Annotated in this window: 25 protein-coding genes and 3 tRNA genes; 14 read left to right on the forward strand and 14 right to left on the reverse strand. The window is 36.5% G+C overall.

All coding sequences use genetic code 11. From position 1 onward, the window contains the following. The first annotated feature begins 2 nt into the window (after positions 1 to 2). The 4 genes from ABXT49_RS07605 (at position 3) to ABXT49_RS07620 (ending at position 955) form a co-directional block, all read left to right on the forward strand. Positions 3 to 79, forward strand: a tRNA-Arg gene (locus ABXT49_RS07605). 56 nt (positions 80 to 135) lie between these two features. After that, positions 136 to 717 (forward strand): CDP-diacylglycerol--glycerol-3-phosphate 3-phosphatidyltransferase, encoded by a 582-nt coding sequence (gene pgsA, locus ABXT49_RS07610; RefSeq protein ID WP_416653558.1) that lies wholly within the window; start codon positions 136 to 138, stop codon positions 715 to 717. A 29-nt stretch (positions 718 to 746) separates the two neighbouring features. Further along, a tRNA-Gly gene (locus ABXT49_RS07615) sits at positions 747 to 822 on the forward strand. A gap of 59 nt (positions 823 to 881) precedes the next feature. Next, positions 882 to 955: transfer RNA gene (locus ABXT49_RS07620), tRNA-Cys, on the forward strand. 48 nt (positions 956 to 1,003) lie between these two features. On the opposite strand, the gene ABXT49_RS07625 is transcribed toward ABXT49_RS07620, so the two are convergent. From ABXT49_RS07625 to ABXT49_RS07635, 3 genes are all read right to left on the reverse strand, one after another. Beyond that, on the reverse strand, positions 1,004 to 2,737 hold the full coding sequence (locus tag ABXT49_RS07625; RefSeq protein WP_416651647.1) for a SulP family inorganic anion transporter: 1,734 nt from the start codon (positions 2,735 to 2,737) through the stop codon (positions 1,004 to 1,006). Positions 2,738 to 2,842: 105 nt separating this feature from the next. After that, positions 2,843 to 3,160, reverse strand: a complete 318-nt coding sequence (locus tag ABXT49_RS07630) for a branched-chain amino acid transporter permease (protein WP_416651648.1) — start codon at positions 3,158 to 3,160, stop codon at positions 2,843 to 2,845. Continuing rightward, a complete protein-coding gene (locus ABXT49_RS07635) occupies positions 3,153 to 3,827 on the reverse strand; it encodes an AzlC family ABC transporter permease (RefSeq protein ID WP_416651649.1) in 675 nt (224 codons plus the stop codon). The genes ABXT49_RS07630 and ABXT49_RS07635 overlap by 8 nt, the downstream gene beginning before the upstream one ends. 226 nt (positions 3,828 to 4,053) lie before the next feature. On the opposite strand from ABXT49_RS07635, the gene sat reads away from it, so the two are divergent. The 6 genes from sat (at position 4,054) to ABXT49_RS07665 (ending at position 9,547) form a co-directional block, all read left to right on the forward strand. Next, positions 4,054 to 5,259, forward strand: a complete 1,206-nt coding sequence (sat, locus tag ABXT49_RS07640) for a sulfate adenylyltransferase (protein WP_416651651.1) — start codon at positions 4,054 to 4,056, stop codon at positions 5,257 to 5,259. Positions 5,260 to 5,435: 176 nt separating this feature from the next. Next, positions 5,436 to 6,230, forward strand: coding sequence for an adenylyl-sulfate reductase (locus ABXT49_RS07645; protein WP_416651652.1), 795 nt, complete (start codon positions 5,436 to 5,438; stop codon positions 6,228 to 6,230). 27 nt (positions 6,231 to 6,257) lie between these two features. After that, positions 6,258 to 6,728, forward strand: a complete 471-nt coding sequence (aprB, locus tag ABXT49_RS07650; protein WP_416651654.1) for an adenylyl-sulfate reductase subunit beta — start codon at positions 6,258 to 6,260, stop codon at positions 6,726 to 6,728. Continuing rightward, entirely contained in the window at positions 6,728 to 8,563 is a 1,836-nt protein-coding gene (gene aprA / locus ABXT49_RS07655) for an adenylyl-sulfate reductase subunit alpha (protein WP_416651655.1), read from the forward strand. Before aprB ends, aprA begins: the two co-directional genes overlap by 1 nt. 103 nt (positions 8,564 to 8,666) lie before the next feature. After that, on the forward strand, positions 8,667 to 9,017 hold the full coding sequence (locus ABXT49_RS07660) for a hypothetical protein (protein WP_271537958.1): 351 nt from the start codon (positions 8,667 to 8,669) through the stop codon (positions 9,015 to 9,017). 59 nt (positions 9,018 to 9,076) lie between these two features. After that, entirely contained in the window at positions 9,077 to 9,547 is a 471-nt protein-coding gene (locus ABXT49_RS07665) for an FKBP-type peptidyl-prolyl cis-trans isomerase (RefSeq protein ID WP_416651657.1), read from the forward strand. Positions 9,548 to 9,561: 14 nt separating this feature from the next. Here ABXT49_RS07665 and ABXT49_RS07670 read toward each other — a convergent pair whose 3' ends face one another. Genes ABXT49_RS07670 through efp form a run of 6 tightly spaced genes read right to left on the reverse strand, consistent with a single transcriptional unit; the run spans position 9,562 to position 13,583 of the window. Further along, a complete protein-coding gene (locus ABXT49_RS07670; RefSeq protein WP_416651659.1) occupies positions 9,562 to 10,047 on the reverse strand; it encodes a metallophosphoesterase family protein in 486 nt (161 codons plus the stop codon). After that, positions 10,047 to 11,243: an argininosuccinate synthase gene (locus ABXT49_RS07675; protein WP_416651660.1), complete on the reverse strand. Its 1,197-nt coding sequence runs from the start codon at positions 11,241 to 11,243 to the stop codon at positions 10,047 to 10,049. Before ABXT49_RS07675 ends, ABXT49_RS07670 begins: the two co-directional genes overlap by 1 nt. Further along, positions 11,243 to 11,635: a DUF2914 domain-containing protein gene (locus ABXT49_RS07680; RefSeq protein WP_416651662.1), complete on the reverse strand. Its 393-nt coding sequence runs from the start codon at positions 11,633 to 11,635 to the stop codon at positions 11,243 to 11,245. Before ABXT49_RS07680 ends, ABXT49_RS07675 begins: the two co-directional genes overlap by 1 nt. After that, positions 11,636 to 12,085, reverse strand: a complete 450-nt coding sequence (locus ABXT49_RS07685) for a YcgN family cysteine cluster protein (RefSeq protein ID WP_271537564.1) — start codon at positions 12,083 to 12,085, stop codon at positions 11,636 to 11,638. A 38-nt stretch (positions 12,086 to 12,123) separates the two neighbouring features. Further along, entirely contained in the window at positions 12,124 to 13,011 is an 888-nt protein-coding gene (gene epmA / locus ABXT49_RS07690; RefSeq protein ID WP_416651663.1) for an EF-P lysine aminoacylase EpmA, read from the reverse strand. A gap of 11 nt (positions 13,012 to 13,022) precedes the next feature. Beyond that, positions 13,023 to 13,583, reverse strand: a complete 561-nt coding sequence (gene efp, locus ABXT49_RS07695) for an elongation factor P (RefSeq protein ID WP_271537562.1) — start codon at positions 13,581 to 13,583, stop codon at positions 13,023 to 13,025. Between the two features lie 167 nt (positions 13,584 to 13,750). On the opposite strand from efp, the gene sucC reads away from it, so the two are divergent. The 3 genes from sucC to ABXT49_RS07710 are packed head-to-tail and all read left to right on the forward strand — an operon-like array spanning position 13,751 to position 16,951. Further along, positions 13,751 to 14,911, forward strand: coding sequence for an ADP-forming succinate--CoA ligase subunit beta (gene sucC / locus ABXT49_RS07700; protein WP_416651664.1), 1,161 nt, complete (start codon positions 13,751 to 13,753; stop codon positions 14,909 to 14,911). Beyond that, on the forward strand, positions 14,908 to 15,774 hold the full coding sequence (sucD, locus tag ABXT49_RS07705; protein WP_416651666.1) for a succinate--CoA ligase subunit alpha: 867 nt from the start codon (positions 14,908 to 14,910) through the stop codon (positions 15,772 to 15,774). Before sucC ends, sucD begins: the two co-directional genes overlap by 4 nt. Positions 15,775 to 15,805: 31 nt before the next feature. Next, a complete protein-coding gene (locus ABXT49_RS07710; RefSeq protein WP_416651667.1) occupies positions 15,806 to 16,951 on the forward strand; it encodes an MFS transporter in 1,146 nt (381 codons plus the stop codon). Here ABXT49_RS07710 and queA read toward each other — a convergent pair. From queA to ABXT49_RS07735, 5 genes are all read right to left on the reverse strand, one after another. Beyond that, positions 16,943 to 17,962, reverse strand: coding sequence for a tRNA preQ1(34) S-adenosylmethionine ribosyltransferase-isomerase QueA (queA, locus tag ABXT49_RS07715; protein WP_416651669.1), 1,020 nt, complete (start codon positions 17,960 to 17,962; stop codon positions 16,943 to 16,945). The genes ABXT49_RS07710 and queA overlap by 9 nt on opposite strands. Then, positions 17,949 to 18,683, reverse strand: coding sequence for an RnfABCDGE type electron transport complex subunit B (locus ABXT49_RS07720; RefSeq protein ID WP_416651670.1), 735 nt, complete (start codon positions 18,681 to 18,683; stop codon positions 17,949 to 17,951). Before ABXT49_RS07720 ends, queA begins: the two co-directional genes overlap by 14 nt. Positions 18,684 to 18,864: 181 nt before the next feature. After that, positions 18,865 to 19,638, reverse strand: coding sequence for a ferredoxin--NADP reductase (locus ABXT49_RS07725; RefSeq protein WP_416651671.1), 774 nt, complete (start codon positions 19,636 to 19,638; stop codon positions 18,865 to 18,867). Between the two features lie 71 nt (positions 19,639 to 19,709). Next, entirely contained in the window at positions 19,710 to 20,150 is a 441-nt protein-coding gene (locus tag ABXT49_RS07730) for a DUF934 domain-containing protein (RefSeq protein ID WP_416651673.1), read from the reverse strand. Further along, positions 20,143 to 21,780, reverse strand: coding sequence for a nitrite/sulfite reductase (locus tag ABXT49_RS07735; RefSeq protein ID WP_416651675.1), 1,638 nt, complete (start codon positions 21,778 to 21,780; stop codon positions 20,143 to 20,145). Before ABXT49_RS07735 ends, ABXT49_RS07730 begins: the two co-directional genes overlap by 8 nt. A 143-nt stretch (positions 21,781 to 21,923) precedes the next feature. On the opposite strand from ABXT49_RS07735, the gene ABXT49_RS07740 reads away from it, so the two are divergent. Beyond that, the gene (locus ABXT49_RS07740; protein WP_271537553.1) at positions 21,924 to 22,388 is read left to right on the forward strand and encodes an Lrp/AsnC family transcriptional regulator; all 465 of its coding nucleotides are present in this window, start codon (positions 21,924 to 21,926) and stop codon (positions 22,386 to 22,388) included. Positions 22,389 to 22,398 lie beyond the last annotated feature (10 nt).

Here is a 22,398-nt window from a genome sequence, read left to right on the forward strand (position 1 = left end):
CTGCGCTCGTGGCTCAACTGGATAGAGTACTCGGCTACGAACCGAGCGGTTGCAGGTTCAAATCCTGCCGAGCGCACCAACATTTAAATAAGTTTGCTCTAAACACTACGAGTCTTTGATAGAATTACCCTTATGATGACTCTTCCTAATTTAATTACCCTATCAAGAATCTTTTTGATTCCTATCTTTATTGGTTTGTTTTATTTACAGCCAAATTATCTGGATGGAGAGCCACTTAGCTGGATTAATAATTCTATTATTGCAATTTATATAGTTATTAGTGCGACTGACTTTATAGATGGATTCTTAGCCAGAAGACTCAACCAAGAAACTGCGCTTGGGGCGTTTCTTGATCCAGTAGCAGACAAGCTGATGGTTTGTACAGCGCTTATTCTTCTAATAGATTACTATCACACTTGGTATATCACAATTCCATCAATAATCATAATCTCGAGAGAAATTCTTGTTTCTGCGCTTAGAGAATGGATGAGTGAAGTTGGTAAAAGAGCTAATGTTGCTGTGTCATGGATAGGGAAATCAAAAACATTTGTACAAATGATTGCAATACTATTTCTTTTGATTCATCAGCCTCTGTTCGTTTTTTCATTTAATGAGATAAATATAATGGGCCGTGTCCTTCTCTTTGCTGCAACAATTCTGACACTCTGGTCAGGTATAAAATATCTAATTGCAGGGCTAAAAACATTTGACAGTTAGAAAAAAAACACTATAATTTCCAACCTTGTGCGGGAATAGCTCAGCTGGTAGAGCATCACGTTGCCAACGTGAATGTCGCGAGTTCGAATCTCGTTTCCCGCTCCATATTCTAACTATTTGTATTGGTCTTGATAACAAGGCTTTTTTTAAATTTAACCTCAATTGGCTGGGTAGCAAAGCGGTTATGCAGGGGCCTGCAAAGCCTTATAGACCGGTTCGACTCCGGTCCCAGCCTCCAATCAAAAAAAAGCTCGATGAAGTCGAGCTTTTTTATTGGAAAAATCTGTTAATTACATTCTTTAAAAACTAGTGCTTGGCACTTTTCGCATTTACTCTTATCAAGCCGGTCATATAAAACATTAATGGCCTCTGCTTTTGAATCAAAAAAGTTATCTCTGCCAATCTCATTAACAAAATTTACTTTTTCCATAAACTCAAAGGCTGTAGATTTCACAGCAACAAAATATAAACTACCATTGTGAGCTTTTAAACGTTTATTTTCAATTAGAAGCGCCTCTATTCCAGCTAGATCAATAAAGTTAACACCACTTGCAACAATCAAAATGTGATAAATTCTCTGATTATCAACAATCTGACTTATTTGTTTTTGAATGTGGTTTATTGATCCAAAATATATTGACATATCAATACGAATTATCTTGAGCTGTGGGCATTGCACTAAAGGCGCCTTTCTAATGCTTTGCAACCTTCTATCGCCTTCGCCTGGTGGAGTCCCAAATGCTAGCGTATGAACATCTGGAGTTGATGTCTTGGCAATAAAAAGCATTAATGATAATAGCACTCCAAGATATATCGCAAACTCTAGCTCAAATAATAGAGTTGCTAGAAAAGTTGCCGTAAAGATAACGCTCTCTGATTTGCTGTACGTAAACGTTTTTTTAATATTTTTAAAATCTATGAGGTTATATGCAACAAGAAGGATAACTCCTGCCATTGCTGCAAGAGGTAAATACGAAATTAGTGGTGCAACTAAAAACACAATTGCCATTAGAAAAAGTGCTGCAAGAATTGCAGATAAAGGGGTTCTTGCTCCAGATTCAAAATTAACACCTGACCTTGTAAAAGATCCAGAAGATGCATAACTTGAGAAAAAGCTTCCTACAATATTTGATGTTCCCTGACCAATAAACTCCTGATTCGCATTAATCCTTTGATTTGATTTAGTAGCAATCGACCTTCCAATTGATGAAGCCTCAATAAGACCTAAAAGTGCAATTGCAAATGCCTCTGGTGCAAGTGCCTTTAATGAGTTTAACGAAAAGTCAGGCGTTGATAACGGAGGAAAGTAAGCCGGCATTGCTCCGACAGTTTTTATGCTGTCAGTAAAGCCGCCCAAGTAAAAAGCCAGTAGTCCACCAACTAGCATCCCAATTAATAAATTAGGAAATTTTGGTTTTAAAATTTTAACAACTATCGCAGTTACTAAAGTCCCAAGACCAACAATTAAAAGATAGATATTAAATTCCCCAACTCCCGTATAAATATCAAACCAGGTATTAAGAAAATCCTCTCCTCTGGGGATATCAATACCTACAATATAGGGGATTTGACTGCTTGCAATCAATAGCGCTGCGCCAGCTGTAAAACCAATGACAACATTATGAGAAACAAAATTTACCAACATTCCAAATTTAGCAAGTCCAAAAACTAGTTGGTACACTCCCGCCAAAAAGGTCAGCGTCAAAGCTAGCGATACAAATTCTGCGCTGCCAGGTTCAGCATACTTACTGACTGCTGCAAAAACAACAATTGAAATAGCTGTGGTTGGGCCAGAAACTAAATGGAAAGACGAGCCAAAAAGTGCAGCAACTATAGGAATAACCATCGCTGTATAAAGGCCATATTCTGGCGGCATTCCTGCAATTGTTGCAAAGGCAACACTTTGAGGAAGGACAATAATAGCGCCTGTCAATCCTGCAAAAAAATCAGCCTTAATTGTCTCTATAGTGGTCAGTCTAAACCATGCTATAAAAGGGAAAATTTTGGCTAATTGAAACATAAAATTATAAGTTTAAAATGAGTCGTTTATTAATGGGTGTTAGATTATATAGTAATTCATATGTACTCAAAGATCTCAGGTAATATTTAATAATATTAAGTTGTACTAAGTTTGAACAAAGATCATATAAACAATCGTTCCGCTAACAATACTTAACAGACCATTTCTTTTATAAATATGAAGTCCAGCAGTTACTAACAATGCAATAAATGTATAGACAATTTCAAATGTTAAGTACTCAACATCCTTTAGCATATAAATTACAAGTATTGTCATCACCATTGGTGGTGTGCTTTTAGAAATGTAATTAAACAAAGAGCTCTCTTGACTTTTACCAAAAAGTAAAAATGGCGTCAGCCTTGTAATATAAGTTGCTACTGTCATCACAAGCATAGCAGCTAGAAGATAATTTATTTCATTCATTGGGCTGTATTTTGATTAACCGCAATAAAACTATTGATGCGATTGAAAGAATAATGGCAACCAAAAGCATATGTTTTATAAAAAATAATAAAGCAATAGCAGATGCGATGAATGCGATGACAAACGGCAGCAACTTCTTCACCATAACCCACTGCTCAATAAGTAACACCACAAACAAAGCAGTCGCTGCAAATTCCATTCCATTCGTATTGAATGACAAAGCATTTGCTGTTAAGGCGCCAATAGTACATCCTAGAACCCAATATAATTGGGCAAATAGCGTTATGAAGAAATAATAACGCTCCTTAGTAAAATTTTTAGGAACCTTGATTGTGGTCATAAGCGCATAAGTCTCATCCGTTAGACCAAATATTAAATATAACTTTCTAAGATTCCAATTACCAAAACTTTCAAGAAAAGCTAGGCCATAGAACATATGCCTTGAGTTTAAGAAAAATGTTGAAATTGCAATTTCTAATAAACCTATTCCAGAAGAGAGAAGCCCAATTGCCATAAACTGAGCAGCTCCAGCATACACAAAGATGGCCATCAAGGATGCGAAATACCATGGGTAACCGAGCTCCTGGAACAGAAGACCAAAGGCAATCCCTAAAGGTACAAAACCAAATAGAATTGGTAGCGATATTGTTAATGCAGAACGAATCATTGGCACAATTTTAATAATTTAAAAAGCGATTGAAGTGTGTAATTAAACAGAAAAAAATAAAAGATATATATTAATTCATGTATACTTTTTATACTAACAAATGATTGCCAAGTAGGTCAAGTTTTAATTGACATATTTAAACAATTAAACCTATAATAACATATTGATAACTCATATATATGAGTTCTAAAAATCTATTAAAACTATTTAAAAAAATAATTAATTTATGTCTCAACTAGTCCCGCCCCACGCCAGCAATGAACTTAAAATCCTCGCTTTAGGAGGAGATGCATTAAATTCAGAGCTGAAAAAAACAGATTCAATGGATAAATTGTTTTGTTCATCAAGAGAGTTTGGTGATTTGATCATGCTTGGTATTGGTGGTTTTACTCCTCTTGAAGGTTTCATGGGAAAAGCTGACTGGCTAAGTGTGTGTAAAAATATGGCATTGGACAATGGAACTTTTTGGCCTATCCCAATAACACTTTCTACTGATAATGAAGATTTAAAAGTTGGTCAAGAAGTTGCTATTGTGTACGAAAAAAATAATGCAGTTATCGCTACAATGCTTATTTCTGAAAAATACTTAATTGACAAAGAGCTAGAGTGCAACGAAGTTTTCAAGACTAGTGACATAAAACATCCTGGTGTTGCCTTAGTTATGGCCCAAGGTAAATACAATCTTGCTGGAGCTGTTAAAGTTTTATCAGATGGAGGATTTCCAAATCAATATGGTGACCTTTACATGACACCTTCTGAAACACGCGCATACTTTGTAAAAAAAGAATGGTCTACTATAGCTGCATTTCAAACTCGTAACCCTATGCATCGCTCGCATGAGTATTTAGCTAAAATTGCTATAGAGATATGTGATGGAGTAATGATTCATTCAACTTTAGGAGAACTAAAGCCAGGTGACATTCCTGCTGATGTTCGCTCCAAATCTATTTCAGCATTAATTGAAAATTACTTTGTAGATAACACTGTTCTCCAATCGGGATACCCATTGGACATGAGATACGCTGGTCCAAGGGAGGCATTACTTCATGCGCTATTCAGACAGAATTATGGGTGCTCTCATCTTATAGTAGGACGCGATCATGCGGGTGTTGGAGATTATTATGGACCATTTGATGCTCACAATATTTTTGATGAAATTGACAATGGTCTGGCTACTAAGCCCTTAAAGATTGATTGGACATTTTGGTGTGAAAAATGTGCTGGAATGTCAAGCATGAAAACTTGCCCACATGATCAGGAAGACAGACTAATGCTTTCAGGCTCTAAATTAAGACATCTTCTTAGTGAAAACCTAGAAGTTCCTGATAATTTTTCAAGACCTGAAGTTGTTGAAATTCTTCGTAAGTACTATTCTAAAATTAAAGAAAGTGACAAAGTAAAAGTTGAACTTAAAGGGCATTCTGCGAAATAGATGAAGATGAAATTAAATTTAATCAACAATCCTGGTCTATTAGTTATGAGTTTTCTGGTTCTATAAAAATTGAATTACAAATGTGCAAATATTCTACAATCTCATGCTCGGAAATATAGTGAATTTATTATGGATAAGGGCCTCCATAATACAACAAAAAAAAGGAAAAATATAATATGATATCTATTAACCCATTTTCTGAAATTTCAGCATTTATTCCATCTTTTGTAATGCAAACTTATGTAATTGCAATGTTTGTTCTTGTTATAGGTGCCACGCTTTTTGATGTGGTTCATAAAAAGAGTGCTAAATATTTCTTCAACAATTCAGTTAAAGCAAAAAAATCTGCAACCAGAAACGTAGGCTCTGGAGAAAAAGTTTCTATTGCTTTTAAAACTGCAACTAATGAAATCTTAACCTCGTCAGAATTTTGCAGCACTAGAAGAAGATTGGCTCACCTTCTGACAATGTATGGATTTATCATTTTTGTCGTTGCGACAGTTGTAATGATTTTTTCTTACTCAACTCCTAACACAATGACTCCTTCAATTTGGCCATTAGCATGGCATTTAGGTGCAGCTATGCTTTGTGTTGGTGGTTATTGGTTTTGGTTCTTTATAAGAGTTGATGTTGCGGCTGAAGGTAATAAGTGGTACAGAGTAATTAGGGCAGACTTATTTGTTCTATCGCTTCTAGCTATGTCTACTTTTGCGCTCCTATGGTCTTACATGCAGTCCAATGGAATTAATATCTGGCAAACTCTATTTTTTGGGCTATTCATTGGGGCTAGCACTGTTCTATTTGGTGGTGTCTTATGGTCAAAATTTGCCCACATGTTTTATAAGCCTGCTGCAGCTTTTCAAAAACGAGTTACTAAAGCTGACGGTTCAAGAGAGAACCTTCCAGAACCTGCAGATATGCCAAAGAAATTTGGCCTTGGAATTGAGCGCGAAGCGCCAAGACATTACTAATAATAACTAATTTTCGGAGAAAATATTATGCCAACTTTTGTATACATGACTAGATGCGATGGCTGTGGACACTGTGTAGATATCTGTCCATCTGACATTATGCACATTGACAAGACTATTCGACGTGCAGTCAATATTGAGCCAAACTTTTGCTGGGAGTGTTACTCGTGTGTTAAAGCATGCCCTCAAAATGCAATTGATGTAAGAGGTTATGCTGACTTTGCTCCAATGGGCCATAGCGTAAGAGTTCTTCGTGAAGAAGAAAAAGGAACTATCTCTTGGAAAATTAAATTTAGAGATGGTCGTGAGAAAAACTTTGTTTCTCCAATTACTACGCAACCATGGGGTGAAAAAATTCCAAAACTTGCGGACTTAGAAGTGCCTGATCAAGCAGCACTTGATTCACAACTTTTATGTTTTGAGCCAGATGCTCTTAACATTGAAACTGGATTACCCGTGATAAATAAAGATAAGCTAAAAGAGGGAGTTTATTACTAATGGCTAAAAGAAAAACTGTTTGGGAAGACTGCGATATATTAGTTGTTGGTGGTGGTATGGCTGGAACTGGTGCTTCTTATGAGGCTAGATATTGGGGCCGTGATATGAGAATTATATGTGCTGAAAAGGCAAACATTGATCGAAGTGGTGCAGTAGCTCAAGGCCTTTATGCGATCAACTGCTATATGGGTATGCAGTGGGATGAAAACCAACCCGAAGATCATGTTCGATATGCACGTAATGACTTGATGGGATTAGTTCGTGAGGACCTTGCTTTTGATATGGCTCGACATGTTGACTCTGCCGTTCACAAATTTGAAGAATGGGGCCTACCCATTATGAGAAATGAAGAGACTGGTCGTTACCAGCGCGAAGGTAAATGGCAAATAATGATTCATGGTGAAAGCTACAAACCTATCGTTGCAGAAGCGGCGCGTAAGTCAGTAGACAAAATTTATAACCGAATTATGATTACGCATCTTTTAATGGATGAGGCTAAGGAAAATAGAGTTGGTGGAGCAGTTGGCTTTAATTGCCGTACTGGTGATTATCATGTTTTCCGTGCCAAAGCAGTAATTGTAGGAGCAGGTGGTGCCTCTCATATCTTTAAGCCTCGTTCAGTAGGTGAAGGAATGGGAAGGACTTGGTACGCTCCATGGAGTAGTGGATCAGCCTATGCGCTTCCAATTCAGGTGGGTGCTAAGATGACGCAGATGGAAAACCGAATTGTGTTAACGCGATTTAAAGATGGTTATGGGCCAGTTGGTGCATATTTTCTCCACCTCAAAACATATACTCAAAATACTTACGGTGAAGAGTACGAATCTAAGTGGTATGAACACACTAAAGCTATGGTTGGTGAATATATTGATCACACGCCGACGCCGACATGTTTACGAAATCATGCGTTTATAGAAGAAGTTAAAGCTGGTAGAGGACCAATTCACATGGTCACCATGGAAGCTTTTCAAGATCCGCATCTAGAAGTCATTGGATGGGAAAACTTCCTAGGAATGACTGTCGGTCAAGCAGTTGTTTGGGCTTCTCAAAATATTGATCCTAAATATACTAATCCTGAACTAACTACATCTGAACCCTACGTAATGGGCTCTCATGCTACTTGTTCTGGTGCATGGGTCAGTGGGCCTGAAGATATTTCCCCGCCTGAGTATTTCTGGGGATACAACCGAATGCTAACTGTTGAAGGCCTCTTTGGTGCTGGTGATACTGTTGGTGGAACTGCCCATAAATTTTCCTCAGGCTCGTTTACTGAAGGAAGGATAGCTGCAAAAGCAGCCGTTAAATATATTCAAGATATGGGTGATGACAAGATTAAAGTTAGTAATAAACAGTGTGATGATCTGAAAGAGATTATTTATAAGCCATTAGAAAACTATACAGTAGGTCGTAATGAAATTACTGCTGGTACAGTGTCACCAAGCTATATATTGCCTATTCAAGGACTCCAACGTCTTGAGAAAATTATGGATGAATATTGTGGTGGTATTGGTGTTAACTATATGACGAATGGAAACCTACTTACAAAATGTATTGAGCTCTTAGAAATATTGCAAGAAGATCTTGAACATATAGGCGCTGAAGATCTTCATCAGCTTATGCGTGGATGGGAATTAAGACATCGCACAATTACTTCAGAATGTGTTGCACAGCATACATTGTTTCGTGAAGAAACGCGCTGGCCAGGTTATTACTATAGAGGCGATCACATGAAATTAGATGATGAGAATTGGCATTGCCTAACTGTTTCTAGACGTGATCCAAAAACTGCTAAATGGACTATGGAAAAAGCGCCGCTTTATCATATAGTTGATTAATCAGATTTAAAGTATCTTGAAGTGGGGTCTCAATTTGTGGCCCCAACAATAATGCTATTAGATTATCATACAATCCAAACTTAAAAACTACAAGGTGAACTAAATGAATCTTCTTGAGAAAACTAATGAAGAAATACTTGAAATTGCAGATCCTTTGATGGATGAGTTAGTTGCATCATCAAATAAACGAGATTACCTAGGCTTTATTAAACACTTTTCAAAAGAAATGTTGATGGGTGCAAATGAGATTGAAATGGGAAAGCAGTGGACAAAAAATAAAATGTTATCAAGCTTATCTGTTGAAAGAGAGTTCTTAGGCTGCCTTAGAAGAGGTGATCATGTTTCAATTCTATATAAGCAAACTAGTGATGAAGTTCCTGGAGAATTTTTAGGTCGACTTGTTCTGGGTATTCAGGACTCTGAAGTCAAAATATTTGGTGCAACTATTTTTTAATACTTCTTTAAATTATTGAATTCGAATCTGAATACTCAATCTATTACACTATTACAAATATGAGCGAAACAATCTCCATAAACAAATTTGTTGAACTAACTTATAGAATCATAGATCAATCTAATGGTGAAGTTATAGAGCAGGTCGAAGAGCCATTAGGGTATGTTCAAGGAGATAATTCATTATTATTCAATCAGGTAACCAAAGAGCTTGAAGGCAAATGTGTTGGTGATGAAGTAGAGATTTTGCTGAAAGCAGCAGATGCCTTTGGAAAAAAGGCTGATGAACTAATTTTTACAGATGATATCAATAATGTTCCAGTGGAATATAGATTTATTGGAGCATCTGTTACTATGCAAAATGACAAAGGTGGTACTAAAGATTTCATAGTTTCAAGTATTGAAGATGGGAAGCTCACAATTGATGGTAATCATCCTCTTGCGGGCAAAGATATTATTTTTTATGTAGAAATTTTATCAATTCGTGAAGCAACTGCTGATGAAATCATTGAGGGTGGAAAGTTAGATTAAATATAGTTAATTTTTTAAAAAATATCGTCGTAGATGTGTTGCTCAATATTCCATTCTTTTTGACTTTCTATAGTAAGCGTTAGACATCTCGCAGCCCCATAATTTCGGATCTTTCCAGCAGAGCCTGGGTTTATAACCCAAGGTGTTTGCTGATTATCAATAACTTGTTTATGAGTATGTCCATATATGATGACCCTTGAATTTGGGTAAGTAGCCCTCAAAGAATCATGACTTGGCTGAATATGTCCATGTAAATGGCCATGCTCTATTGCTATACTGCCTCCAGGAAAGTCTACTAACTCAACCTCACCAAAAGAAGATATATGCTGATCATTGTTACCCTTTACGGCAATCATTTTTTGCTTTGGGTTTAATGCAGACAAAGAGCTTTCCTCTATGATATCCCCTGCATGAATGACAAAATCACAATCATTCATAAGGTCTATTACTCCTGGATGAATTGTTCCATGAGTATCTGACAGGATGCCAATTTTTATCACTATTGGAGTGACTTTAGTCTCAATCGAAGCGCATTAAGTTTGATGAAGCCCTCAGCATCTTTCTGATTGTATGCACCTTCGTCATCTTCAAAGGTAGCAATTTTTTCACTAAATAAGCTATTATCTGATTTACGACCAACTACTGAGGTATTACCTTTATATAGTTTCAGCCTAACTATTCCACTAACATTTTCTTGCGAGGCATCAATTGCTGCTTGCAGCATTTCACGCTCTGGTGCAAACCAAAAACCATTATAAATAAGCTTGGCGTACTTTGGCATTAACTCATCTTTAAGATGAGCAGCTTCTCTGTCTAAAGTAAGTGATTCGATAGCACGATGAGCTCTTAACATAATCGTACCAGCGGGTGTTTCATAACATCCACGAGATTTCATGCCAACAAAACGATTCTCTACAATATCAAGCCTACCAATCCCATGCGCACCACCTAGTTTGTTGAGTTCTTCCATGACTTGAGCTGGCGACATTGATTCACCATTTATAGCAATGATGTCGCCTTTTTCATAAGTTAACTCAATATATTCAGCGCGATCTGGAGCCTCTTCAGGGGAGACTGTCCAGCGCCACATTTCATCCTCTGCTTCCTGCCATGGATCTTCAAGCAAGTCACCCTCATAAGAAATATGAAGTAAGTTTGCATCCATTGAGTATGGTGATTTCTTTGATTGCTTTTTATAGTCTACTTCAATATTATGCTCTTCAGCATATTTCATTAAGCTCTCACGTGAAGATAGATCCCATTCACGCCAAGGTGCAATAATTTTAATTTCTGCATTCATAGCATATGCACTTAACTCAAACCTTACTTGATCATTGCCTTTTCCTGTTGCTCCATGAGAGATTGCATCTGCACCAACTTCTTTGGCAATTTCAACCAGCCGCTTAGAGATTAAAGGTCTTGCAATAGACGTGCCTAAAAGATACTCCCCTTCATAAATAGCATTTGCTCGAAACATTGGAAAAACAAAATCACGTGCAAACTCTTCACGTAAATCTTCGATATAAATTTCCTTTATCCCCATGGCTTTAGCTTTAAGACGAGCTGGTTCAACTTCTTCACCCTGACCAATATCTGCTGTAAAGGTTACTACTTCACAATCATATGTTTCCTGTAACCATTTAGCAATAATGCTAGTATCTAATCCACCCGAGTATGCTAATACGACTTTATTCATTATTTTTCTATGTAGTTAAATTCTTTTTTATAAAGCACTTCATTTTCAGAAGTAACAACTTCGACTATCCATTTTCCTGTCCAGGTATGCCAAAGATTTTTTGATGACCAAACCCTCCAACGAGGACCTTTAATATCAAAAATAACATCGGCCATCACTTTATTATTATATATCCAGCGATGCTTAACACTTGTACCTTGAAGATTACGAATGTTTGTAAAAAAGTAGATTTTACCCAAAGAATTGTCAAGCTCTCCAACAATATTAAAGGGCTCTCTGTCTACAATCTCTGTCGCAAATTCTGCATTAGAAATATTTTGATGTGGCCATTCATTTGCAAATACATTAGAAAATAAAAATACACTGAGCATTAATACGGTTAATTTTTTCATTTAGTCCACCCAATTTATAATATGTTCAAATAAAAGATCTTTTGAAACTTCATTATCTCTATACGTTCTTCCTCTTACAGAAATACCTGCCAAATGAACACTATTCTTATCCCCACTTATTAGTGGGTGCCACATAGGTAACTCTTTCCCTTCGTATAGAAGTCGATATGCACATGTACTTGGAAGCCAATTAAACTTTTTTCCCCAATCTGGCTTAATACTTAAGCAGTCTGGAACATATTTCTGACGGTTGTCGTAGTGTGGACAAGAGCACTCCTCTTCATCTAAATAATGACAGGCGACATCTGTAAAGTAGATCTTTCCAGAATCCTCATCTTCCAGCTTATGTAAGCAGCATCTTCCACAGCCATCACAGAGCGACTCCCACTCCTTAGAACTCATCTGAGATAAAGTTTTATTTTTCCAAAAAGGTTTATCTAAATTTTCCAAAGTTTTTTATCAATTACCATTGCTACTCGATACAATAATTATAAACTTATTGAAGAAAATAATCTTTCAATTCCAATAGCTACGCCAGAACAATGTGGAAGGCCAACTTTTATATCTCTCAAAAACTCCTCATCAACTAATAACTTTTTCTTTTCAATCATTTTTCTTTTATATAACTCGTTATTGAATCGATCTCGATATTCATCAGCAGATTGTATTTCTTCATAACCATTAGCAATTTCAATACCATTTATATACAATTCAAAGCGATGGGCGATAGGGCCATCAATTTTTGCAAGTGCTGACTGCTCTTTAGGGTAATCATAAATAAAGCAAATAGGGATTTGACTTATCTTTGGCTCAATGAGATGCACAAAAAGAAGGGTTTGAAGATCCTCAATCCAGTCATAATCTGAATTTAAACCTAATGAATTTGCAATTTTCTTTAGGTCTTCCAGATCAGCATTTAATATATCAATATTGCCATACTCAAAAAAAGCTTGTGCGTATGATATTTTAATTGCAGCATCAGTCTTCCCAAGCATTTTTAGTAAATCTATAATTTCGTCAACCAAAGAATGCATATCGAAATCAATACGGTAGAACTCCAGCATTGTAAATTCGTTAGAGTTATTACTCCCATATTCATTATCTCTATATACTTGGCAAATTTGAAATATATCTCCGCTTCCTTTGGATAAAAGTCGTTTCATTTCTAACTCAGGAGATGTATGTAAATATAGATCAGTTGGCCTAGAGATATCACGATTAACTTTCACTTCAATGCTATCAATATAGACATCGGTTGAAGGAGAGAACAAAAGGGAAGGAGTTTTTACTTCAGTGACCTTACGAGAATAAAAAAATTCCCTAATTTTTATGATTAAATCTTGATAATGAACTAGATTTTTTTTTACTTTGGACATGTCAGCCTATATTAGGCGCGGCCTGAATACTCATTTGTTCTAGTATCAACTTTGACCTTATCTCCAATACCGACAAACAAAGGAACCTGAACGACCACACCGGTATTTAAGGTTGCTGGTTTACCACCAGTTCCAGCTGTATCTCCTTTAAGGCCAGGGTCTGTATCGATCACTTCTAATATAACTTGAATTGGAGGAACGACTGTAATTGGATTATTATTCCACAAGGTCACAGTACAAATATCTTGCTCCACTAAATAGTCTACAGCACTTCCCATTGACTCTTCACTCAAGTCATACTGCTCAAATGATTCAGGCTCCATAAAATGCCATTTTTCACCATCACTATAAAGGTACTGCATTTCTAACTCCATAACATCGGCGCCCTCAAGTGACTCACCTGATTTATATGTCTTCTCAAGAGTTTTACCTGTAATAAGATCTTTAAATTTAACTCGATTAAAGGCCTGTCCTTTTCCAGGCTTTACAATTTCATTATTGACAATTGAACATGGATTACCATCGAGAATCAATTTCAAACCGTTTTTAAACTGGCTAGTACTGTAATTCATATTGTTTTAATCCTAAAGTTTTAAGGGAAAAGGCATAAATTTATAAATGAATATTTTAATAAGTAATAAAAGAAATATATTCATAATTTAGAAATTTGAAATAAAGACAACAAACGAAGAATGTTAAAATACCCTTCCACATATTTTAACCCTAATGTTTTAATTATATGCATATACATGAACACCAGGCAAAAGGCTTATTTAAGAAACATAATATTAAAGTTCCTGAATTTATTGTTGTTTCAAATAGTAACGAAACTCAATCTGCTTGTGAGAAACTTGGTGGCTCAATTTGGGTTGTTAAAGCTCAAGTTCATGCTGGAGGAAGGGGAAAAGGTGGGGGCGTTATTGTATGCAGTAAAGTGCAGGATGCAGTTGATGCCAGTAAAAAATTAATAGGTACTAATTTAATTACTCCACAGACTGATACAAATGGTCAACCTATCAATGAAATCATTATTGAGGCTGGTCAAGATATTTCTAAAGAGTTGTACTTGGGCCTTCTTGTTGATCGTGCTACAGAAAATATCACAATTCTCGCTTCAACAGAAGGTGGAATGGATATCGAAAAAGTTGCCTCAGAAACGCCTGATAAAATTATTAAACAAAAAATTAATCCTCTAGGTAAATTATCAGTCGAAGAATGTGTCAATGTTGCTAAAAAACTTGGGCTAGATTTATCACTTCACGATGAGTTTGCTTCGACACTTCTTGGACTTTATGCTATTTTTACTGATCATGATGCCAACCTTATTGAAATAAACCCACTTATTATTACTGGTCAAAATGAAATCATGGCTCTTGATGGTAAAATTGATTTTGATGATAATGCGCTCTATAGAAATGAATCAATTGCTAATCTAAGAGATATTGCACAAGAAGATGAAAAAGAAAGAAGTGCTAGCGAACATCAATTAAATTATATCTCTCTAGATGGCTCTGTGGGCTGTATGGTAAATGGTGCTGGATTAGCAATGGCGACAATGGATTTGATAGAATATCATGGTGGATCACCAGCTAACTTTTTAGATGTAGGCGGAGGCACAACTGCTGATAGAGTAGCAATAGCTTTTGAAATAATTCAAAGTGAAGAAAATGTTAAATCTATTTTAGTAAATATTTTTGGTGGTATAGTGCGCTGTGATCTTATTGCAAATGGTATTTTACAAGCAATAGAGAAAGTAGGATTAACGCTTCCAATTATTGTAAGACTCGAAGGAACAAATGCACAAGAAGGCCTTCAAATTCTTAATAAAAGTAACTTTAATATCATTACTGAGGCTGACTTAACTAAGGCTGCTAAACAAGCTGTGGAGATGGCCAAATGAGTGTCCTAATTAACAAAGAAACCAAAGTAATCTGCCAAGGTTTTACTGGCAAGCAAGGTACGTTTCATTCTGAACAATCCATTGCATATGGAACAAAATTTGTCGGTGGCGTAACGCCTGGCAAAGGTGGACAAACCCACTTGGAAAAACCAGTCTTCAATTCTGTTGCACAAGCTATGGCTGAAACAGGAGCTAATGCCACAATGATTTATGTGCCGCCAAGGTTTGCATTTGCCTCTATAGTCGAAGCGATTGAAGCTGAGATGCCCGTAATTGCATGCATAACTGAAGGCATTCCTGTCCAAGATATGATTAAAATTAAAGCCATTATCGCAGGCAGTAAATCAACATTAATTGGACCAAACTGCCCAGGGGTAATAACTCCAGATGAATGTAAACTTGGCATTATGCCGGGTAATATCCACAAGAGTGGTTCAGTTGGAATTGTCTCTCGTTCAGGAACGTTAACCTATGAAGCAGTTCACCAAACTACTCTAGCAGGACTTGGTCAAAGCACTTGTATTGGTATTGGTGGTGATCCTGTTCAAGGAATGAATTTTATTGACTGCCTTAAATTGTTTGAAAAAGATGATGACACGCATTCAATTGTTATGGTCGGTGAGATTGGTGGGAATGCTGAAGAAGAGGCTGCGGAGTATATTAAGTCAAATATTTCTAAACCTGTTATATCATATATTGCTGGACTTACCGCTCCCAAAGGAAAAAGAATGGGTCATGCGGGTGCAGTAATAAGTGGTGGGTCTGGGGATGCTAAAAGTAAAATTCAAGCACTAGAAAATGCCGGAGTAAGTGTTGCACCCACCCCAGCATTAATGGGACAAACTTTGCTTGAAGCTCTCTAAAAATATAATGTCTTTTCTTTCAGTCAATTAAATGAAAGTGATTAGAAATAGTAGGTTTGCAGTTTCAGTAATTTTTGCTATTAACGGTGTTGTATTTGGAACATGGGCATCTCGAATTCCAGAAATTTCAGATTTTCATAACTTATCGCCCGCTGCTTTAGGTTTATTAATATTTCTTCTAGGTTTATCAGCTATTGTCGCATTTTCAGTTTTTGGGAGAGCTGCAGATCGTTATGGGGCATCAACTGTAACAAAAAGAACCACTTGCCTATTAATACCTCTTACGCTTATCTTTATAGCTTTTGCAAACTCAATATGGATGCTTGTAGCAGCGATCATTTTCTTTGGAGCAATCCATGGGGGTGATGATGTAGCCATGAACGCCTGGGCTGCGGAAGTTGAGCGTAAAAATAATCATCCATTAATGTCGTCTTTTCATGCAATGTGGAGCTTGGGAGCTGGCCTTGGTGCAGGTTCAGGAGTATTGACTGCTTACTATAAAATTGGAATGCCAGTGCATTTTACAATTACTTCAATTATAATTTTCTTGGTTATGCTTACTGTTGTAACTATCCCTTTCAAATCTGAAAAGAAAGAAAAAGACAGTAAAGATCCATTTATCTCTATTCCAAAGGGAGCCTTGCTTCCTGTCGCTCTTATTACTTTTTTTGCCTCATTAGGAGAGGGTATGGTTGCAGATTGGAGTGCTATCTTCCTTAGAAGTGTTGCAGATCTTTCGAATGGCAGTGCGGCTATAGGATTTACTGTTTTTTCTGTTTGTATGTTTGCAATGAGACTTATGGGTGACAAAATTGCTTTAAAGTTTGGCGCCTCTAAAACAGCACGTTATTCTGGATTAGTTGCTTTAGTAGGCTCTTTAATTGTACTAACATTTAAGACACTCGTACCATTAATGATTGGCTTTGGCCTAATAGGGCTTGGCATTGCTGTTATCATTCCTCTAGCATTTTCTCGTGCTGGTAAAGACAAAGAAATATCTCAGGGCACTGCAATTGCCAGTATTGCGACGCTTGGATATGGAGGTATGCTACTTGGCCCATTATTTGTAGGCCTTATTGCTGAAGCAACTTCAATTAAAACCGGCTTTCTACTGTTACCAATTTTAGCTTTCTTAATTTTTTTGCTTTCAAAGCATCTCTCTATTAAATCACTCTGATTTTTTCTCCAAAAGCATTGCGTCGCCATAGCTAAAAAAACGATATTTTTCTTTAATAGCATGGCTATAAGTCTCAAACATTTCCTCAAAACCTATAAAAGCACTCACTAACATTAAGAGTGAAGATTTTGGTAAATGAAAATTTGTAATCATAGCATCTACTATTTGAAACTTAAATCCTGGGTAAATAAAAATATCTGTATCTCCCTTTTGGTACTTTAGGCTTCCATTAACTGAAGCTGACTCTAAGGCTCTTACAGCTGTGGTGCCAACCGCAATTATTCTCCCACCAAGCGCCTTTGCTTGCTCTATCTTATCTATTGTTTCAGTAGAAATTTCATAATACTCACTGTGCATTTTATGACTCTCAATATCCTCAACTTTAACAGGCTGAAAAGTTCCTGCCCCAACATGTAAAGTTAAAAATGTATGATTGATACCTTGATGTTCAAGGCTAGATAACAACATCTCATCAAAATGAAGTCCTGCAGTAGGAGCTGCAACTGCACCATCATTTTTAGCATATACTGTCTGATATCTGCTCTGGTCTTCTTTAGAGTCCTCTCTATTAATATATGGTGGCAAAGGGATATGCCCAATTTCATTAAGTACATTTAGAATAGAATCTGACTCAAAGTTAACCTTATAAATACCATCGTTTTTATCACATATCTTGATGCGGCTTTTATTTTCAAGGACTAAATAAGTACCAATTTTTGGAGATCTACTTGACTTAATCATTACTAACGCTTCGTGATCATTAATCAATCTCTCAACTAGAACTTCAACCTTACCTCCAGAATCTTTATGTCCAAATAATCGAGCCGCTATAACTTTTGTATCATTAAGAACTAGTAAGTCATTTGGTTTGAGAAAATTACCCAATTGAGAAAAAGTAGAGTCATCAATTATATCTCTTAGCACTAGTAACCTTGAATCAGTCCTACTTGAACTAGGGTATTGAGCAATTAAAGACTTTGGTAGGTCAAAATCAAAATCACTTAGCTTCATTGTCTACCTTTAAGGCATTAACTCGACTCATTGCTGCCTCAATTTTTTCTTTCTGAATCTTGTCTTTTGCCATTTTCTCCTTCAGAGCAATCATCCTTGCCTCCAGTAGATCAGACCTTTCCTGTTTGTTTCTTTCTAAACGCACTTCACGGAACTCAAATCTCCTTCTAGCCTTTTCTCTTTGGTCACTCTCTTGGTTTTGTTTTTTATACAACTCATTATAGAATTGATAATAATTAACAAAAGGAATTTCAAAATTTGGCTTAATATCAATCATATCAATACAATCTACTGGGCAAACTGGTAGGCATAAATCACAGCCAGTACACTCTTCAGCAACAACTTGCGTCATAACTTTTGATGAGCCTATAAAAGCATCCACTGGACAGGCTTTAATACACAAGGTGCATCCAATGCAGACTTTTTCATCAACCAAGGCAATTTGCTTTGGCTTTGTTTCACCATGTGCTTCATTTAAAAGAAGAGCTTCAACACCTAGAAGCTCGGCTAAAGCATCAATCCCTTCTTGTCCTCCTGGAGGACATTGGTTAATTTCAGCATCACCATTTGCTATTGCCTCAGCGTATGGCCTGCAACCTTCAAAATCACACTGTGTACATTGGGTTTGAGGCAAGATAGCATCTATTTGATCAACTAACGAGCTCCCTTTGATCTTAGCAGTATATCCTAAGCCAATATTGATTAAAAAATTCTCGTTCATATGGCTGGTAATTTTAAACTAAATATAGTTTATAGTCTTTACTGACTATGAAAGTTACGCTTGAAAAAAGGAAACTTCAAAGACTTACGCAGTATGTATTTTTTGCTTTCTTAACAGAACTTGAAAGGTAAAGTTTTTACTTAAAGACTGTCATTCATATTAGTCCTAATAAAGCATGGACTCAAGATTCAACAAAAGCACGCTCAATAACGAAGTGGCCTGGCTCCACATTACGAGCCTCAATAAAGCCCTTAGATTCAAGCATATCTACTAACTCCTTAAGCATGCTAGGGCTTCCACAAATCATAAATCGATCGTCTACTAAATTAGGCTGAGGCTGCTTCAAATCTAAAAACAACTTACCACAACTCATCAGGGTAGTTAGGCGGCCATTATTTTTAAAGGGCTCACGGGTTACTGTAGGATAGTAAACCAGTTTCTCCCTTACTATTTCCCCAATATATTCATCATTTGGCAAAACATTTTCAATGTAATCAGAGTAGGCCAGCTCAGAAACTTCACGCACACCATGAGCCAAGATAACCCTGTCGAATTGGTCATAGATTTCTGGATCTTTAATGATGCTCATAAATGGCGCCAAACCTGTTCCAGTACAAAGCAAGTAAAGGTAGCGTCCAGGAAGCATATTGTCTGGAATTAAGGTTCCTGTGGACTTCTTGCCCACTAGAACTTCATCGCCTACAGCAAGGTTTTGCAGCTTGGAGGTAAGAGCGCCATCTTGTACTTTAATACTATAGAACTCAAGCTCATTCTCATAGTTAGCACTAGCAATACTATAGGCGCGCATCAATGGCTTACCATCAGAAGGAAGACCAATCATTGTAAAGTGGCCATTCTTAAAACGATAGCCTGGGTCACGAGTAGTACGAAAGCTAAATAATGTGTCATTCCAGTGATGGACATGAGTCACTCTTTCAGTTATCAATGTCGACATACATTCCCTCTTTGGCTTATTAATTGCATAGCTTTTTTGTATATAAAATTTGGGTAAATTATACTATTAATCTAGTATTTTTGCTGAAGCCCTGAATTGTTTGCAGCCTCTTGATAACAAATACTAAACCCATTGGCGTAATCTTCTTCATTCAATCCTATATAAGAGTCAAGCAATACATAACTTGTAACTCCAGATCTAATCATAAATTGCAATTGATCTAGGTGGGCATTAATACCAATAACTTCTCCTAAAAATTGCCATCTCTTTCTTAATAAATAAGCCTGAGAGTAGCCTCTACCATCATCAAAATTATTAAAATCAAGAACTATTAACTCTAAAGAATCAAGGTAATCTTTGATTAAAAAAACATCGTCTGAAGGCGCAATAATAACCCCTACAGAGAGTTTTGATAACTTCTCAATATTTTCAATCCATTCTTGAAAAGAAACAAGGTCAACACTTTCATAATCTTTGTTTAGTATGCTCTCTATTTGACAAGCTTCACCCATATACCTTCTCCTTAAATGGAGCAATACCTATTCTTTTAAAGACGTCAGTAAATCTCTCCTGATTTTGTCGATGTTTTAGGAATACATTAACAATAGTTTCTACAGCATCAACAATATTTTCACCACTTACTGATGGTCCTAGTTTCTTTCCAATAACAGTTTCATGCAGCGTCTCTCCTGCTAAAGTTATTTGATAATACTCTTCACCATTTTTTTGCATACCCAATAAGCCTATATCCGCAATATGGTGATGGGCACAGGAGTTTTCACATCCAGAGATATTAATATTTAAATCGCCAATGTCGAGTAGCTTTTTCATATCATTAAAACGCTCCTGCACTCTAGTAGCTATCGGGATAGAAACAGCCTTAGCTAAATCACAATAGTCTCTGCCAGGGCATGCTACTATCTGGGCTAGGGTGCCTTGATGCGGACTAGCTAAACCATATTTTTCAAGAGACCGCCATAAGTTATAAACCTGATCTTTTCTGACATAAGGAAAAACGATTGTTTGCCTTTTAGTCGTTCTAAGTTCACCTGAGCTGTACCTCTCAGCTAAGTCTGCAAGCTGCCTCATCTGCTCAGAGGTTGCATCACCAGGAGCTGCACCTAACTTTGTAAGCGATATATTAACAATACTGAAGCCATCAACTTTATGCCTACGAACATTATTTTTCTTCCAAATACTGTAATTAAAATCAACTTTTTCTTTAAAGCCGTCTAAACCTATCGGCCTAATTGGCAAAGCAAAGTCTTTTTTTAGTTGCTCTAATTCAACTAGATTTAATTTTAACTTTGAATCATTTCTAGTTTGCTGCCAGTCTTCATCAACTAACCGAGAAAACTCCTCCGCTCCAAGCTCACGAACTAAAAACTTGATTCGCAACTTTTTTTGATGATCACGGCGACCTTTTAAATTGTAAATTCTCATGGTAGATTCAAGATAACTAAGAATATCTTCAACCTCAATAAATGATGCAGTCTCTGCTGCAATCATAGCCGCCGCTCCAAGCCCGCCACCAACAAAAACACTAAAGCCCAATTGGTCTTTGCCATTTCTAACGAGCCTTAAACCAAGATCATGAATTCTTAATGCGGTTTCATCTAGTTTTGCTCCATTTATAGCAATTTTAAATTTCCCAGGTAGCCATGAAAACTCTGGATGAAGATTAAACCAGCGTCGTATTAATTCACAGTAAGGTCTTGCGTCCTCAATTTCACCCTCTGTTAAGCCAGATAAGGGGTCAGCCGTTATATTCCTTGTAGCTTTTCCACTTGTTTGGATTGCATGAAGGCCAGCATCTGAAAGCTCACGAAGTAAATTAGCAATTTCAGGAAGCTCTATCCAATTGAATTGAATATTTTGTCGAGTTGTGAAGTGTCCAAAACCTCTATCGTATTTGTCTGCCACATTGGCAAGAGACCTAAGCTGCTCAGAACTAAGAGTGCCATATGGTATAGCGACTCTAAGCATATGAGCATGAAGCTCCATATAAAGTCCATTCCTAAGCCTAAGACTTCTAAACTTAGCATCATCCAAGTCACCAGCTAAATGGCGCTTTAATTGTTTCTCAAATTGATCAACTCGCTCAATTAGAAATTTACTGTCTTCGGTGCTATATTGGTACATTAAACTATTTCTTTAAAATATGATGGGTATTATAGTAAAATATTCTATATTCTTAAGAATTAATATACAAAAAAGAATATTATTATAAATATAATTGTAAATATAGTATATTATTTTAAATAATATGAATAACAGATAAAATTATGGATACTATTGACATCAAATTACTAGAACTTCTCCAGCATAATGCAGAACTAACCATTCAGGAGCTTTCAAAGGAAGTTCACTTATCAACCACTCCATGCTGGAAAAGAATTAATCAATTAAAAAATAATGGTTACATTAATAAAACAGTCTCACTGGTAGATCGAAAAAGAGTTGGCGCCAACGTAACTGCAATGGTTTCTATCAAAGTCAACAATCACAATCAAGAAAGAATTAGTATTTTCTCCAAAACCATTCAAGATATTCCTGAAGTTATTGAGTGCTATCGTATGAGTGGTGAGACAGATTATCTTCTGAAAGTTGTGGTAAGCGACATTGAGAGTTATGACGCTTTCTATAAAAATTTAATTGAAAAAGTTCAATTTCTTAAAGTTACTTCAAATTTTGCAATCGAAGAAATTAAAAGCACTACTGAAATACCATTAACTAAACTTGGACAGTAACCAAAAAAAA

This window comes from Candidatus Pseudothioglobus sp. Uisw_086, assembly GCF_048085745.1.
Lineage (GTDB): Bacteria > Pseudomonadota > Gammaproteobacteria > PS1 > Pseudothioglobaceae > Pseudothioglobus.